The organism is Streptomyces actinomycinicus (assembly GCF_016741775.1).
GTDB classification, from domain to species: domain Bacteria; phylum Actinomycetota; class Actinomycetes; order Streptomycetales; family Streptomycetaceae; genus Streptomyces; species Streptomyces actinomycinicus.
Map to the genome: position 1 here is coordinate 157948 of NZ_JAERRK010000021.1, position 13532 is coordinate 171479.

12 protein-coding genes and 1 pseudogene are annotated in these 13532 nt (G+C 71.0%); 6 read left to right on the forward strand and 7 right to left on the reverse strand.

The annotated features are described in order from the left end of the window. The first annotated feature begins 6 nt into the window (after nt 1–6). Nucleotides 7–795: a ferritin-like domain-containing protein gene (locus JK359_RS30835; protein ID WP_201842567.1), complete on the forward strand. Its 789-nt coding sequence runs from the start codon at nt 7–9 to the stop codon at nt 793–795. Nucleotides 796–801: 6 nt separating this feature from the next. Here the strand turns inward: JK359_RS30835 and corA are convergent, their stop codons facing one another. Next, on the reverse strand, nt 802–1797 hold the full coding sequence (gene corA / locus JK359_RS30840) for a magnesium/cobalt transporter CorA (protein WP_201842604.1): 996 nt from the start codon (nt 1795–1797) through the stop codon (nt 802–804). Nucleotides 1798–1858: 61 nt separating this feature from the next. Between corA and JK359_RS30845 the strand changes: the two genes are divergently transcribed. From JK359_RS30845 to mshC, 4 genes are all read left to right on the forward strand, one after another. After that, the gene (locus JK359_RS30845; protein WP_201842568.1) at nt 1859–2545 is read left to right on the forward strand and encodes a histidine phosphatase family protein; all 687 of its coding nucleotides are present in this window, start codon (nt 1859–1861) and stop codon (nt 2543–2545) included. A 91-nt stretch (nt 2546–2636) separates the two neighbouring features. Then, entirely contained in the window at nt 2637–3227 is a 591-nt protein-coding gene (locus JK359_RS30850) for a DUF3090 domain-containing protein (protein ID WP_201842569.1), read from the forward strand. Continuing rightward, nucleotides 3191–4030 (forward strand): SCO1664 family protein, encoded by an 840-nt coding sequence (locus JK359_RS30855; protein WP_201842570.1) that lies wholly within the window; start codon nt 3191–3193, stop codon nt 4028–4030. Before JK359_RS30850 ends, JK359_RS30855 begins: the two co-directional genes overlap by 37 nt. Before the next feature lie 93 nt (nt 4031–4123). Further along, nucleotides 4124–5353, forward strand: coding sequence for a cysteine--1-D-myo-inosityl 2-amino-2-deoxy-alpha-D-glucopyranoside ligase (gene mshC, locus JK359_RS30860; RefSeq protein WP_201842571.1), 1230 nt, complete (start codon nt 4124–4126; stop codon nt 5351–5353). 159 nt (nt 5354–5512) lie between these two features. On the opposite strand, the gene JK359_RS30865 is transcribed toward mshC, so the two are convergent. The 6 genes and pseudogenes from JK359_RS30865 to JK359_RS30890 form a co-directional block, all read right to left on the reverse strand. After that, nucleotides 5513–6433: a PAC2 family protein gene (locus JK359_RS30865; protein ID WP_201842573.1), complete on the reverse strand. Its 921-nt coding sequence runs from the start codon at nt 6431–6433 to the stop codon at nt 5513–5515. Between the two features lie 177 nt (nt 6434–6610). Then, nucleotides 6611–6784: pseudogene (locus JK359_RS30870) on the reverse strand (GntR family transcriptional regulator); the annotation flags it as partial. Between the two features lie 192 nt (nt 6785–6976). Further along, nucleotides 6977–8593 (reverse strand): glycerol-3-phosphate dehydrogenase/oxidase, encoded by a 1617-nt coding sequence (locus JK359_RS30875; RefSeq protein ID WP_201842576.1) that lies wholly within the window; start codon nt 8591–8593, stop codon nt 6977–6979. 48 nt (nt 8594–8641) lie between these two features. Next, nucleotides 8642–10180 (reverse strand): glycerol kinase GlpK, encoded by a 1539-nt coding sequence (gene glpK, locus JK359_RS30880; protein WP_201842578.1) that lies wholly within the window; start codon nt 10178–10180, stop codon nt 8642–8644. 79 nt (nt 10181–10259) lie between these two features. Further along, entirely contained in the window at nt 10260–11054 is a 795-nt protein-coding gene (locus tag JK359_RS30885; protein ID WP_201842580.1) for an MIP/aquaporin family protein, read from the reverse strand. A 347-nt stretch (nt 11055–11401) separates the two neighbouring features. Continuing rightward, entirely contained in the window at nt 11402–12166 is a 765-nt protein-coding gene (locus JK359_RS30890; protein ID WP_201842582.1) for an IclR family transcriptional regulator, read from the reverse strand. A gap of 349 nt (nt 12167–12515) precedes the next feature. On the opposite strand from JK359_RS30890, the gene JK359_RS30895 reads away from it, so the two are divergent. Next, nucleotides 12516–13532 (forward strand): homocysteine S-methyltransferase family protein (locus JK359_RS30895; RefSeq protein ID WP_201842584.1); only part of this gene is annotated, 1017 nt, incomplete at its 3' end.

Consider the following 13532-nt stretch of genomic DNA (forward strand, 5'->3'; position numbering starts at 1 on the left):
GCGTCCATGCTCTCGGCCAAGAGTCTGTTCCAGGAGATCCTCGACAACGACGAGTCCTTCCGGCTCTTCTGCTCCATCGCCGCCAGCGGAGAGTCCCAGGGCGGCTGGGAGAACGGGCGGATCGCCGCACTGGTCCCGCCCGCAGAGCGCGCGCTGGCCCCCAGGATCGCCCGCCACGGCGCCGACGAGGACAAGCACGGCCGCATCTTCAACGCCCTGTTGCGCAAGCGCGGGCTCACCCCCGTCCCCGTACCGCCCGAGACCGACTACACGATGCTCCTGGAACGGCACGGCATCGGCCTCGCCCACGACAAACTCCGCCGCGACGAGCCGCTCACCGTGCGGGACCTCATCGTCTACCTCGCCCACAGCAGGGTCACCGAACAACGCGCCGCCGAGCAGATGGCGATGCTCCGCGCCCACTTCGCCGACCACCCCGACATCGGCAGGGCGGTCCGCATGATCTCCCACGACGAGGACAACCACCTCGCCTACACCCACGAGGAACTGCTGCGATTCGCCGCCGCCGGACACGGCCGGCTGATCCAGCGCACCCTGCGCGAGTGCGCCCTCGCCGAGATCCGCGTCCACCGGGACGTCAGCCTCGCCGTCATGGCCCGCATGGGCCGCATCCTGCACTGGTCCCGCGCCAGGTCCGCGGTGCTCACGGCCGCCGTCCACGCCGCCTACGCCTACGAACGCCTCGCCGGCTGGCACCGCATGGTCACCCTCAGCATGCCCCGGCACCGCGACGCCCTGGGCGGACCGGAGACCCCCGCCCCCGAGTTCGCCTAGCGCGCCTCACAGCCAGCCGCGCCGCTTGAACAGCCGGTACAGCAACACCTCCAGGGAGGCCATGAGGGCGAGCACCCCGGGATACCCCCACGCCCATCGCAACTCCGGCATGTGCTGGAAGTTCATGCCGTAGATGCCCGCGATCAGCGTGGGCACCGCGGCCATCGCCGCCCACGCCGAGATCTTCCGCATGTCGTCGTTCTGCCGCACGCCCGTCTGCGCCAGATGCGCCGACAGGATGTCCGAGATCAGCCGGTCCAGGGCCTCCACGGACTCGTTCACGCGCGTGAGGTGGTCGCTCACGTCCCGGAAGAAGGGCCGCGCCTTGTCGTGCACGAAGGGCACCTCGGTGCCCATCGGACCGGTGCCGGCCAGCTTGATCAGCGGCAGTGCCAGCGGCCCGGTGGCCCGCCGGAACTCCAGCACCTGCCGCTTGAAGGTGTAGATCCGCGACGCGGTGTTGCGCGAACCCCCCAGCTCCGGCTGGAACACCTCCGCCTCCAGCTCGTCCAGGTCGGTCTGCAGCTCGGTCGCCACCTCCAGATAGTGGTCGACGATGGCGTCGGCGATCGCGTACAGCACGGCGGTCGGACCCTTGTCGAGCATCTCGGGCTCGTGCTCCAGCCGCCGCCGCACGGCAGCCAGGGGCGAACCCTCGCCGTGCCGCACGGTCACCACGAAACCCTCACCGACGAAGACCATCACCTCGCCGGCCGAGACGGTGTCGCCCTCGGGCTCGTACACCACCGGTTTCAGCACCATGAAGAGCGAGTCGTCGTACACCTCCAGTTTGGGCCGCTGATGTGCCTTGAGGGCGTCCTCCACGGCCAGCCGGTGCAGCCCGAACTCCTGGGTGACCAGGTCGAACTCCCGCTCGGACGGCTCATGCAGCCCGATCCACACGAAACCGCCCGCCGCACGGGCCTCGGCGAGCGCGTCCGACAGGTCGTCCGGGCCCTCTGTACGGTGCCCGTGCCGGTAGACGGCGCAGTCCACGATCACTCGGCGCATTCTCCCTTCGCCCGGCCATCAGTGCATTCCCTGATGCGCCTACCCTGTCCGCATGCCCACGCTGATCCTCGTAAGGCACGGACGCTCCACCGCCAACACCTCGGGCGTGCTCGCCGGATGGACGCCCGGCGTCTCCCTGGACGAGCGCGGGGCGGCGCAGGCCGCCGCGCTGCCCGGACGGCTCGCCGGCCTGCCGCTCTCCGAGGTCGTCACCAGCCCCCTGCAGCGCTGCCAGGAGACCGTACGGCCCCTGCTCGAGGCCCGCCCCGGCCTGCGCTCCCACACCGACGAGCGGATCGGGGAGTGCCACTACGGCGACTGGTCCGGCCGCAAGCTCGCCGAGCTGACGGACGAGCCGCTGATGGAGGTCGTGCAGGCCCACCCGTCCGCCGCCGCGTTCCCCGGCGGTGAGTCCATGCGGGCCATGCAGACCCGCGCCGCCGAGGCCGTACGCGAGTGGAACGCGCGCGTGGAGCGCGACCACGGCGCCGACGCCGTCTACCTCATGTGCTCCCACGGTGACATCATCAAATCCCTCGTCGCCGACGCCCTCGGCCTCCATCTCGACCTCTTCCAGCGGATCTCCGTGGAACCGTGTTCCATCACCGCCATCCGCTACACCCGCCTCAGGCCGTTTCTCGTCCGCCTCGGCGACACCGGGGACTTCGCTTCGCTCGCCCCGCGCGAGGAACCCGGCGAGGGCGACGCACCGGTCGGGGGCGGTGCGGGCGCACCGTGATCGTCGGCCGCAGTAGGGTGAAGCGATCCACCCAGTCGCTTGTCCGTACGGCCCACCCCGCCGAAACTCTCGAACTCAATGGAGACAGGACGTGTCCCGTCAGGTGTTCCTCTACGACCAGCCGGACCGGTTCGTGGCCGGCACGGTCGGACTGCCCGGGCGCCGTACGTTCTTCCTCCAGGCCACCGCAGGCCCCCGGGTGACCAGCGTGGTCCTGGAGAAGACCCAGGTCGCCGCGCTCGCCGAGCGCATGGACGAACTGCTCGACGAGGTCGTACGGCGTAGCGGCGGCAGCGCCGCCGTCCCCGCCATGGCGCCCTCGGAGATCTCCGACACCGCCCCGCTGGAGACCCCCGTCGAGGAGGAGTTCCGGGTCGGCACGATGGCGCTGGCCTGGGACGGTGAGGACCAGCGCATGATCGTCGAGGCGCAGGCCCTGGTGGAGCTGGAGGCCGACACCGAGGAAGACCTCGCCGAGGCCGAGGAACGCCTGCTCCAGGACGAGGAGAACGGCCCCCCGATGCTGCGGGTCCGGCTCACCGGCGCGCAGGCCCGGGCCTTCGCCAAGCGCGCCCTCGACGTCGTCAACGCCGGGCGGCCGCCGTGCCCGCTGTGCAGCCTCCCGCTCGATCCGGAAGGACACGTATGTCCGCGCCAGAACGGATACCGCCGCGGAGCGTGACGCCCACGGACCCGGCGGCCGACCCGGCCGCCGTCGCGTTGATCACGCACGGGGAACTCACCGTGCGCGGCCGCATCCGTGAGGCGTCCAACGCGGCGCTGTTCTGCACGGTCGCCCACGACGGCCGGGAAGCCACCTGCGTGTACAAGCCCGTGGCCGGGGAGCGCCCCCTGTGGGACTTCCCCGACGGCACGCTCGCGGGCCGGGAGACGGCCGCCTACACCGTCTCCGAGGCCACCGGCTGGGGGCTGGTGCCGCCGACCGTGCTGCGCGACGGACCCTATGGCGAGGGCATGGTCCAGCTGTGGATCGACGCCACCCCGGATGCGGAACTCCTCGCCCTGGTCGACGGCGAGGAGCCGGAACCCGGCTGGAGGGCCATCGGCCTCGCCGACGTCGGCGAGGGCCGGACCGCACTGCTGGTGCACGCCGACGACGAACGGCTGCGCCGGCTCGCCGTCCTCGACGCGGTGATCAACAACGCCGACCGCAAGGGCGGCCACCTGCTGCCCACCGCCGACGGCCGGCTCTACGGCATCGACCACGGCGTCACCTTCAACGTCGACGACAAGCTGCGCACGCTGCTGTGGGGCTGGGCCGGGGAACCGCTCACCCCGGAGGCCGTCGACGTCCTCGAGGGGCTGCGCGACGGCCTGCGCGGGGAGCTGGGCGAGCGGCTGGCCCGGCTGATCACCGCGGCCGAGATCGACGCCACGCGCGCGCGGGTCGACGCACTGCTCGCCTCGGGCCTCCACCCCGAGCCGAACGGGCAGTGGCCGGCCATCCCCTGGCCGCCGGTGTAAGCACACCGGGCGCCGAGACACAAGAACGCGGAACCGGTCATCCGGCTTGATCCCGTTCGTATCCGCCGCTCGGAGCCGGTTAGGCTCATGTACATGCATGCCTGGCCCGCTTCCGAGGTCCCCGCCCTGCCTGGTCAGGGCCGCGACCTGAGGATCCACGACACCGCGACCGGCGGTCTGGTCACCCTCGACCCCGGTCCCGTCGCCCGCATCTACGTCTGCGGCATCACCCCGTACGACGCGACCCACATGGGTCACGCGGCGACCTACAACGCGTTCGACCTCGTCCAGCGCGTGTGGCTCGACACCAAGCGGCAGGTCCACTACGTCCAGAACGTCACCGACGTCGACGATCCGCTGCTGGAGCGCGCGGTCCGGGACGGCGTCGACTGGGTCGCCCTCGCCGAGAAGGAGACCGCCCTCTTCCGCGAGGACATGACCGCCCTGCGGATGCTCCCGCCGCAGCACTACATAGGCGCCGTCGAGGCGATACCCGGCATCGTCCCGCTCGTGGAGCGGCTGCGTGAACTCGGCGCCGCCTACGAGCTGGACGGCGACATCTACTTCTCCGTCGAGTCCGACCCGCACTTCGGCGAGGTCTCGAACCTGGACGCGGCCGCCATGCGGCTGCTCTCCGCCGAGCGCGGCGGCGACCCCGAGCGCCCCGGCAAGAAGAACCCGCTCGACCCGATGCTGTGGATGGCCGCCCGTGAGGGCGAGCCCAGCTGGGACGGCGGCTCCCTCGGCCACGGCCGCCCCGGCTGGCACATCGAGTGCGTGGCCATCGCCCTCGACCACCTCGGCATGGGCTTCGACGTCCAGGGCGGCGGCTCCGACCTCGCCTTCCCGCACCACGAGATGGGCGCCTCGCACGCCCAGGTGCTCACCGGCGAGTTCCCCATGGCCAAGGCCTACGTCCACGCCGGCATGGTCGCCCTGCACGGCGAGAAGATGTCCAAGTCCAAGGGCAACCTCGTCTTCGTCTCCCGGCTGCGCCGGGACGGCGTCGACCCCGCCGCCATCCGGCTGGCCCTCCTCTCCCACCACTACCGCGCCGACTGGGAGTGGACCGACCAGGTCCTGCAGGACGCCCTCGCCCGCCTCGGCCACTGGCGCGCGGCCGTCTCCCGGCCCGACGGCCCGTCCGCCGACGCGACGGTCGAAGAGATCCGCGAGGCCCTGGCGAACGACCTGGACGCCCCCGCGGCCCTCGCGGCGGTGGACCGCTGGGCGGCCCGCCAGGAGTCGGAGGGCGGCACCGACACGGCCGCCCCCGGCGTCGTCACGCGTGCCGTGGACGCGCTGCTCGGGGTGGCTCTCTGAGCGGAGCGAGCGGGAGCGCCCCTTGAGCGGTGCGGGGAACTGCACGAGCAGCCAGGACGGGCCCGCAGCCGCGCAACGGTCCGAAGCGGCACCCGTAGCGCATCGCCGACGAGCAAGAAGGGGCGCTTCCCCCAGGGGAAGCGCCCCTTCTCCGTACCCTCAGTCCTCCGAACCGTCCTCGTCGTCCTCCCTGCCCCCGCCGCCACCGGCCGGAGGCCGCTGCTTCCCGCCCGGAGGGCCCACGTCCCGCCGCCGCAGATACCGCTCGAACTCGCGGGCGATCGCCTCACCCGACGCCTCCGGCAGCTCGGCCGTGTCCCGGGCCTCCTCCAGCGTCTGGACGTACTCGGCGACCTCGCTGTCCTCCGCGGCCAGCTGGTCCACGCCCACCTGCCAGGCACGCGCGTCCTCGGGCAGCTCACCCTGCGGCACACGCAGGTCCAGCAGGTCCTCCAGCCGGTTCAGCAGGGCCAGCGTGGCCTTCGGGTTGGGCGGCTGGGAGACGTAGTGCGGTACGGCCGCCCACAGCGACACCGCCGGGACGCCGGCGTGCGTGCACGCCTCCTGCAGGACGCCGACGATGCCCGTCGGGCCCTCGTACTTGGTCTCCTCCAGGTCCATGCGCTGGGCCAGGTCGGGATCGGACGTGACCCCGCTGACCGGCACCGGACGCGTGTGCGGGGTGTCACCGAGCAGCGCGCCCAGGATGACCACCAGCTCCACGCCCAGCTCGTGCGCGAAACCGAGCAGCTCGTTGCAGAACGAGCGCCACCGCATGGACGGTTCGATGCCGCGGACCAGCACCAGGTCGCGCGGCTTCTCGCCGCCGACCCGGACCACCGACAACCTTGTCGTCGGCCACGTGATCTTTCGCACACCGGCGTCCATGAACACCGTGGGCCGGTTCACCTGGAAGTCGTAGTAGTCCTCGGCGTCGAGCGCCGCGAAGACCTCGCCCTTCCATTCGCGTTCCAGATGCGCGACCGCCGTGGAGGCGGCGTCACCGGCATCGTTCCAGCCCTCGAACGCGGCCACCATGACTGGGTCGATCAGCTCGGGAACCCCCTCCAGCTCGATCACCCAGTGCCTCCTTCCGACGTGCCCTCGCTTGACTCACCAACCTTACGGCGTCCGGCGGGGGCGCCCGCAGCCCCCTTGTGTGGGGGAGTGACCGGATCACTGCCCCGTTCGCCGGGCGGGAACACCCGGCGCCCGCACTCGGAGGCGTACGACGGCCACGGCTCACGGCGTGGACCGCAGCCCCCGCTCCACGCTCGCGATGTGTGTGAGCCCCCGCCAGATCCGGGCCCGGGTGGCGGGCCCCGCCAGGCCGTCCGGCGGCGAACACGGCACCGAGTTGCCGGCACGGCGCACGATGCCCTGGTGGAACTCCACGTACATCGCGACCAGTTGCTCCCCCGACGGCCCGGCCTCCCGTCGCCCGGACACCGGATGTCCCGGCGGCCTTGATACGGCCGGGGCGCCGGACCCCGGACAGGCGCGAGGGGCGGCTCCAGCGGTGTGGAGCCACCCCTCGCGGTGTTCCGGACCCGGTGCGGCGGGGCCCGGCGCTGCGGTGCCGGACGGTTCCGGTCAGGGAGGTGAACCGGCCGGCGCCGAGGCCTACTTCTTGTCGAGCAGGTCCTTGACCTTCGCGCGGACGTCGTCCGTGGCGAGACCACGGATGGTCAGCGTGGTCCGGCGGCGCAGCACGTCGTCCGGCGTCTCGGCCCACTCGTGGTCACGGGCCCACACGACCTGCGCCCAGATCTCCGGCGCGTCGGGGTGGACGCGCTCGGCCAGTCCCGGGTGCTCGTTCGCCAGGCGGGCGATGTCGAAGGCGAGGGAGCCGTAGTGCGTCGCCAGGTGCTTGGCGGTGTCGGCGGCCATGCGCGGGCCGGGCGCCGGGTTGTCCACCAGCAGACGGTGGGCCACCGCGCGCGGGTTGGCGACACCGGGCAGCGGCAGCTTCTTCGGCAGCGAGGCGATCGGCTCGAAGTCGTCGCCGAGCGGGTGACCCGGCAGCGCCTCCAGCTTCTTCATGATCGTCCGGCCGATGTGGCGGAACGTCGTCCACTTGCCGCCCGCGACCGACAGCATCCCGGCCTTGCCCTCGGTCACCACGGTCTCGCGCTTGGCCTTGGCGGTGTCGCCGGGGCCGCCCGGCAGCACCCGCAGACCGGCGAAGGCGTAGGTGATCAGGTCGCGCTGGAGCTGCTGGTCCCGGACGGAGAACGCCGCCTCGTCCAGGATCTGGGCTATGTCCTTCTCCGTGACGGACACGTCCGCCGGGTCGCCCTCGAACTCCTCGTCGGTGGTGCCCAGCAGCAGCATGTCCTCCCACGGGAGGGCGAAGGTGATGCGGTACTTGTCGATCGGGGTGGCGAGCGCGGCCTTCCACGGCGAGGTGCGCTTCAGGACCAGGTGCGCGCCCTTGGACAGGCGGATGGACGGCGCCGCGTTCGGGTCCTCCATCTTGCGCAGGTGGTCGACCCACGGGCCGGTCGCGTTCAGCACCAGGCGGGCGTTGACGCCGAACTCGTCACCGGAGGTCCGGTCCTTCAGCTCGGCTCCCGTCACCCGGCCGTTGGTGAAGCGCAGCCCGGTGACCTCGGCGTGGTTCAGGACGACCGCACCGGACTCGACGGCCGCACGGACCGTCATCAGGGCCATGCGCGCGTCGTTCATCTGGTCGTCGCCGTACACGGCCACGGCCTTGAGGTTCTCGGTGCGCAGCTCGGGCACGTCCTGCGCCGCCTTGGCGGGCGAGAGCAGGTGGCCGACGCCGTCACCGAAGGCGGAGAGCGCGGAGTAGGCGAAGACGCCCGCGCCGAGCTTCGCCGCGCCGTGCGGCCCGCCCTTGTACACGGGGAGGTAGAAGGTGAGCGGGTTCGCCAGGTGGGGGGCCACCTGGCGGGAGACCGCACGGCGCTCGAAGTGGTTCTCCGCCACCAGCTTCACCGCGCCGGTCTGCAGGTAGCGCAGACCGCCGTGGAGCAGCTTGGAGGAGGCGGAGGACGTGGCACCGGCGAAGTCGCCGGCGTCGACCAGCGCCACCCTGAGCCCGGACTGCGCGGCGTGCCAGGCGGTGGAGATGCCCAGAATGCCGCCGCCGATCACAAGAAGGTCGTACGACGCCTTGGCGAGCTGCTCCCGGGTCTCGGCCCGGCTCGGGTTCGAGCCGGAGGCCGGGTGCGTGCCCAGGGCAGGCACGGACTGCAGGGTGGACTGACTGGTCATGTCGGGTACTTACTCCTCGTCAGAGATGTCTGAGCCGTCTCGGGGCACTCAGCTCTCGTCCTCGATCCAGCCCATGGTCCGGTCGACGGCCTTGAGCCAGTTCTTGTACTCACGGTCGCGGGTCTCCGCGTCCATGCGGGGGGTCCACTCGGCGGCCCGGCGCCAGTTGGCGCGCAGTTCGTCGGTGCTGGACCAGAAGCCGACGGCGAGGCCGGCGGCGTAGGCGGCGCCGAGGCAGGTGGTCTCGGCGACCATCGGGCGCACCACCGGTGCGTCGAGGACGTCGGCCAGGGTCTGCATCAGCAGGTTGTTGGCGGTCATGCCGCCGTCGACCTTGAGGGCCACCAGCTCGTCGCCGGAGTCCTTCACCATGGCGTCGGCGATCTCCCGCGTCTGCCAGGCGGTGGCCTCCAGGACGGCGCGCGCGAGGTGCGCCTTCGTGACGTACCGGGTCAGGCCGGCGATCACACCGCGGGCGTCGGAGCGCCAGTGCGGGGCGAACAGGCCGGAGAAGGCCGGCACGAAGTAGGCGCCGCCGTTGTCCTCGACCGAGAGAGCGAGCGTCTCGATCTCGGCGGCGGTGGAGATGAGGCCCATCTGGTCGCGCATCCACTGCACCAGCGAGCCGGTGACGGCGATCGAGCCCTCCAGGGCGTAGACCGTCGGCTGCTCGCCGATCTTGTAGCCGACGGTGGTCAGCAGACCGGCGTAAGAGTTGATGATCTTGTCGCCGGTGTTCATCACCATGAAGGTGCCGGTGCCGTAGGTCGACTTGGTCTCGCCCTCGGAGAAGCAGCACTGGCCGAACAGGGCCGCCTGCTGGTCGCCGAGCGCGGAGGCGACCGGGATGCCGCCGAGCAGCTCGCCCAGCTTGCCGCCGGTGATCTCGCCGTAGACCTCGGCCGAGGAGCGGATCTCCGGCAGGATCGCCAGCGGGACGCCGATGGACTCGGCGATCTTCTCGTCCCACTGCATCGTGTGCAGGTTCATGAGGAGGGTGCGGGAGGCGTTGGTGACGTCGGTGACGTGCTTGCCGCCGTTGACACCACCGGTCAGGTTCCAGATGACCCAGGTGTCCATGGTGCCGAAGAGGATGTCGCCCGCCTCGGCGCGCTCGCGCAGGCCGTCGACGTTGTCGAGCAGCCAGCGGGCCTTCGGGCCGGAGAAGTAGGAGGCCAGCGGCAGGCCGGTCTCACGGCGGAAGCGGTCCTGGCCGACGTTGCGGCCCAGCTCCCGGCACAGGGCGTCGGTGCGGGTGTCCTGCCAGACGAGCGCGTTGTAGACGGGCTCACCGGTGTTCTTGTCCCACAGCACGGTGGTCTCGCGCTGGTTGGTGATGCCGATGGCCTTGATGTCGTCGCGGGTGATGCCGGCCTTCTGGACGGCTCCGGCGACGACCTCCTGGACGTTGGTCCAGATCTCGTTGGCGTTGTGCTCGACCCAGCCCGGCTTCGGGAAGATCTGCTCGTGCTCCTTCTGGTCGACGGAGACGATCCGGCCGTCCTTGTCGAAGACGATGCAGCGCGAGGAGGTCGTGCCCTGGTCGATCGCGGCGATGAACGGGCCTGCGGTGTGGGCGTCAGTCACTTTGTGCTCCTGAAAGGTCCGTGGTGATGGGGCTGTACGTACGGCGCGTGCTGTAAGACTCGGGGCGTCCTGAATCTTTCTAAGCAAAAGCGACGTTGTAGAGGCCTGCAGCGATGGCGCCGCCGATCAGCGGACCGACCACCGGGATCCAGGCGTAGCTCCAGTCGGAACCGCCCTTGTTGGGCAGCGGCAGCAGGGCGTGCACGATGCGCGGACCGAGGTCACGGGCCGGGTTGATCGCGTAGCCCGTCGGGCCGCCGAGCGACAGACCGATCGACACCACCACGAGGGCCGTGATCAGGCCGCCGAGGATGCCGAGTCCGTTGCCCTTGTCGTTCAGGCCCTGGGTGAGGACCGCGAGGATCAGCACGACGGTGCCGATGATCTCCGTGGCCAGGTTCTGCGCCACGTGCCGGATCTCCGGACCGGTGGAGAAGACGCCGAGGACCGGGCCCGCACCCTTCTCCTGGGCCTCGACCGCCTTGGCCGAGGTGGTCTGCGCGCCCGGACCGCCGACGATCTCCTTGTCGGTCAGGTGGGCCTGGAACTGGCCGTAGTAGGCGACCCAGACCAGAGCCGCGCCGATCATCGCGCCGAGCAGCTGGCCGGCGAAGTAGGTCGGAACGTTGCTCCAGTCGCTGTCCTTGATGGCCAGGGCGACGGTGACGGCCGGGTTGAGGTGTGCACCGGAGAGCGGCCCGGAGATGTACACCGCCGTCAGGACGGCGAAGCCCCACCCGAAGGTGATGGCGAGCCAGCCGGCGTTACGGGCCTTGGAGGCCTTCAGCGTCACGGCGGCGCAGACGCCGCCGCCGAGCAGGATGAGTATGGCGGTACCGATGGTCTCGCCGATGAAGATGTCGGAGCTGGACACCCGCGACTCCTTTGTCCTTCGTCCAGGGATAGCCCGAACCCCTGGTCCCGCCGGGGGTTCTGGCGCCCTCGGGGGTGAGAGCGATGCCGGCCCTTGGCGTTGTCACACTCTAGCGCGTATTGCCGGTAGGTGTTCGACAATGCCGACCGATGGACGGGAGTCTTGCTTCGGCGTTACGCGTGCGTCAAGAGTTCTGTTATCGAAAGCAGGATCGTTATTGATCGCCGTGGGTTATCGACCTTCGTGTACGGACGTGCGATCTAGGGTCATTTGTCCGTTTCAGGGTAGGCCGAGGGCCGGAACGCCGCCCGGCGTCCCGGCCCTTTCCACACAGGAGCCGCCGGGGCTCAGAACCGCCCGGCGCCCAGATCCCGGGAGACCGCGCGGGCGCAGTCCCGCACCGCGGCGATCAGCTCGGGCCGCAGCTCGCCCTCCGGGCACAGCCGCTCCACGGCGCCCGTGATGCCGACCGCACCCACCGGCATGCGACGCCGGTCGTGGATGGGGGCGGCGATGGACGCCACGCCCTCCCAGGTCTCCTCCACATCGGCCGCGTACCCACGCGCGCGCGTGATGTCCAGGAGGTGCTCGAAGTCACCGGGATCGCACACCGTGCGGTCGGTGAAGGGCTTACGGTCGCTCTCCAGCGCCTCGCTGTGTGCCACCGGGTCGTACGCCGACAGCACCTTGCCCAGCGCCGTGGAGTGCAGCGGCTGCATGGCCCCGATCTCCAGCACCTGCCGGCTGTCGTCCGGCCGGAAGACGTGGTGCACGATCAGGACGCCCTGCTGGTGCAGGACGCCCAGGTACACGCTCTCGCCGCTGGACCGGGCCAGGTCGTCGGCCCACACCAGGGCCCTGGCCCGCAGTTCGTGCACGTCCAGGTACGTGGTGCCGAGCCGCAGCAGCTCCGCGCCCAGCTGGTAGCGCCCGGAGGCGTCGTCCTGCTCCACGAACCCCTCCTGCTGGAGGGTGCGCAGGATGCCGTGGGCGGTGCCCTTGGCGAGGCCGAGCGACGAGGCGATGTCCGAGAGGCCGAGCCGCCGCTCGCCGCCCGCGAGCAACCGCAGCATCGCGGCCGCCCGTTCGAGCGACTGGATGTTCCGTGCCATCGCCGTTCTGCCTCCGTCCCCTTCGACCGCCGTCGACGCCATTACCGCCGTTCGGCAATGTCGAACACTACCGGTCCATGCCGACCTCCCGCTAACGGTTGGACGGCACCTGTTACATCACACGTGAACTGTGCGTGACACAGCAGCCACCCACATCCGGTTCCCAGGCGCCGGCCGCGTCCGCTTCACAGGAGCGATCCACCCCGGTGCACGGGAATCATTCCCGTCCGGTTCGTGGACGCCGCTGCCCATCCAAGCCCACTCCCGGTTACTCTGGCGCCGTGCGACAAGCCCCGCCCGACGGGGAAGCCGCATAGCCGACAGCCGTCGCATCCCAGGGAGCCCCTTCATGGCCTCGTTGCCAACGTCCCCTTCCGCCGACAGCCGGACCCGTGTGTCCGCGCTCCGCGAGGCCCTCGCCACCCGTGTGGTGGTCGCCGACGGAGCGATGGGCACCATGCTCCAGGCCCAGGAGCCGACCCTCGACGACTTCCAGCAGCTCGAGGGCTGCAACGAGATCCTCAACCTGACCCGCCCCGACATCGTCCGTTCGGTCCACGAGGCCTACTTCGGCGTGGGCGTCGACTGCGTGGAGACCAACACCTTCGGCGCCAACCACGCGGCGATGGCCGAGTACGACATCGCCGAGCGCGTGTACGAGCTGTCCGAGGCCGGCGCCCGCATCGCCCGCGAGACCGCCGACGAGTACACCGCCGGCGACGGCCGCCCGCGCTGGGTCCTCGGCTCGATCGGCCCCGGCACCAAGCTGCCCACCCTCGGCCACATCCCCTTCCTCACCATCCGGGACGGCTTCCAGGCCAACGCCGAGGGCCTGCTCGCCGGCGGCGCCGACGCCCTGATCGTGGAGACCACCCAGGACCTGCTGCAGACCAAGGCCTCCATCCTCGGCGCCCGCCGCGCCATGGACAACCTCGGCGTCGACGTCCCCCTGGTCTGCTCGATGGCCTTCGAGACCACCGGCACCATGCTCCTCGGCTCGGAGATCGGCGCGGCCCTGACCGCGCTGGAGCCGCTCGGCATCGACATGATCGGCCTGAACTGCTCGACCGGCCCGGCCGAGATGAGCGAGCACCTGCGCTACCTCGCCCGGCACTCGCGCATCCCGCTGCTGTGCATGCCGAACGCGGGCCTGCCCATCCTCACCAAGGACGGCGCCCACTTCCCACTCGGCCCGGAGGGCCTCGCGGACGCGCAGGAGAACTTCGTAAGGGACTACGGCCTGTCCCTGATCGGCGGCTGCTGCGGCACCACCCCCGAGCACCTGCGCCAGGTCGTGGACCGCGTCCGTGGTCTGGCTCCGGGTGAGCGTGATCCGCGTCCCGAGCCGGGTGCCGCGTCCCTCTAC